Annotated in this window: 1 protein-coding gene and 1 pseudogene; one reads left to right on the forward strand and one right to left on the reverse strand. The window is 71.2% G+C overall.

The window, feature by feature from the left end; genetic code table 11:
- A pseudogene (locus GA0115259_RS37040) lies at positions 1–190 on the reverse strand (SWIM zinc finger family protein); the annotation flags it as partial.
- Between the two features lie 117 nt (positions 191–307).
- Between GA0115259_RS37040 and GA0115259_RS37045 the strand changes: the two are divergent.
- Positions 308–1,429 (forward strand): ATP-binding protein, encoded by a 1,122-nt coding sequence (locus GA0115259_RS37045; RefSeq protein ID WP_093604906.1) that lies wholly within the window; start codon positions 308–310, stop codon positions 1,427–1,429.
- The last annotated feature ends 32 nt before the right edge of the window (positions 1,430–1,461 follow it).

Here is a 1,461-nt window from a genome sequence, read left to right on the forward strand (position 1 = left end):
TCCCCCCCCCCGTCTGGTCCGGCTTGCCGCCGCTGCCCTTGCACAGCCCCCATACGGAGCCCGTGGCACTGGCGCCCGCGCCCGACCACGGTCCGGCCGTGCCCAGTCTGTTCCCCGCCTTGCGTGACGCGTCGTCAGGAGCCAGGGCCAGCACCTGTTCCGTCGTCCAGCGCACCCCCGTTGGATTCATGGCTACGACGTTAGGCCCCACCACTGACAATTGCCCTGACCTGCGCGGATGACCGATTGTCAGTGGCGTGGTGCACCGTGGAAACCACATCCGGTCGATCGATCTGGAGGGGGATCCATGACCGTGCCCGAAACCACCGCTGCCATCCCGGCCACCGGGAGCGAGCCGCTGCGTCCGCATGCCGAGGACGCGTTCGCCGACGAGCTGGCCGCCCTGGCCGCGGCCGACGACCGGCAGCGGCCCGTGAGATGGCGGCTGTCGCCCTGGGCCGTGGCCACCTATCTGCTCGGCGGCACGCTGCCCGACGGCACGGTGATCACACCGAAGTACGTGGGACCGCGCCGGATCGTGGAAGTCGCCGTCACCACGCTCGCCACCGACCGGGCGCTGCTGCTCCTCGGTGTGCCGGGCACCGCCAAGACCTGGGTCTCCGAGCATCTCGCGGCGGCCGTCAGCGGTGACTCGACGCTGCTGGTGCAGGGCACGGCGGGCACGCCGGAGGAGGCGATCCGGTACGGCTGGAACTATGCGCAGCTGCTCGCCCACGGTCCCAGCCGCGACGCGCTGGTGCCCAGTCCGGTGATGCGGGCCATGTCCGAGGGCATGACCGCTCGGGTCGAGGAGCTGACCCGTATCCCCGCCGACGTACAGGACTCGCTCATCACGATCCTGTCCGAGAAGACGCTGCCGGTCCCCGAGCTGGGACAGGAGGTGCAGGCCGTCCGCGGGTTCAATCTGATCGCCACGGCCAACGACCGCGACCGCGGTGTCAACGATCTCTCCAGCGCGCTGCGCCGCCGTTTCAACACCGTCGTCCTGCCGCTGCCCGCCACGCCCGAGGCGGAGGTCGAGATCGTCTCCCGGCGCGTCGACCAGATAGGGCGCTCGCTCGACCTGCCGGCCGGACCCGAGGGCATCGACGAGATCCGCCGGGTCGTGACGGTCTTCCGCGAGCTGCGTGACGGTGTCACGACCGACGGCCGTACGAAGCTCAAGTCTCCCTCCGGGACGCTCTCCACGGCCGAGGCCATCTCCGTCGTCACCAATGGCCTGGCACTCGCCGCCCACTTCGGCGACGGCGTGCTGCGGCCGGGCGATGTGGCGGCCGGCATCCTCGGCGCGGTCGTCCGCGATCCGGCGGCGGACCGGGTGATCTGGCAGGAGTATGTCGAGACAGTGGTCCGCGAGCGCGACGGCTGGAAGGACTTCTACCGCGCCTGCCGCGAGGTGAGCGCATGACGGCGGCACCGGCGGCATCGGCGGTCGCCGGC

Source organism: Streptomyces sp. MnatMP-M17, from assembly GCF_900091995.1.
Lineage (GTDB): Bacteria > Actinomycetota > Actinomycetes > Streptomycetales > Streptomycetaceae > Streptomyces.

Coding starts and splice junctions, on each gene's coding strand:
- GA0115259_RS37045 (WP_093604906.1), top strand. CDS start 308: ATGACCGTGCCCGAAACCACCGCTGCCATCCCGGCCACCGGGAGCGAG.